Origin of the sequence: Deinococcus sp. (assembly GCF_018260555.1) — a bacterium.
Classification (GTDB): Bacteria; Deinococcota; Deinococci; order Deinococcales; family Deinococcaceae; genus Deinococcus.
In genome coordinates this window covers 1-509 of record NZ_JAGLBB010000178.1, presented here as the reverse complement: position 1 = coordinate 509, position 509 = coordinate 1, and the positions used below count along the sequence as shown (strand labels likewise).

Sequence of the window (509 nt, the reverse complement as noted above, 5' to 3'; positions counted from 1 at the left end):
CCCTTTGGCATCCGTCAGCAGCGTGCGTTTACAGCCTGCTTTGCCTCGGTCGGTGGGATTGCTGCCCGTCGCTTCGGCGGCTCCGAGAGCCCCCTTTTTCCGAGGGGAGCTTTGACGATGCTTCCATCAGCGGCTTGCCATTCCCAGTCGATCCCGAGCTCCTGGTCATATTCTTCCAGCACGATCGCCCAGGCAGCACGTAAGCATCCGTGCTCGACCCAGGCGGTGAATCGTTCGTGGACCGTGGATTTCGGGCCGTAGCGACGTGGCAGTTGGCTCCACTGACTGCCGGTTCTGGCAAGCCAGATCAACCCGTTGAAGATGGCGCGGGCGTCCCGTGGGGGACGCCCACTTTTCTTTCTGGGTTTGTCGATGACCAGGACTGGAGCCAGACGAATCCAGAGCTCGTCCGGCACTTCCCAGAGGGTGTCCTGAGCGTTGATTTGGTCTTGGTGCTGTTGCGTCGTCGTCACGGCAACTCAGTACACCATATTTTCCGGATAGGCTCT

General features: G+C 60.1%; 1 protein-coding gene. It reads right to left on the bottom strand.

The annotated features are described in order from the left end of the window. Positions 1-14 precede the first annotated feature (14 nt). Positions 15-473 (bottom strand): transposase, encoded by a 459-nt coding sequence (locus QZ271_RS14480; RefSeq protein ID WP_291432642.1) that lies wholly within the window; start codon positions 471-473, stop codon positions 15-17. Positions 474-509: the final 36 nt, after the last annotated feature.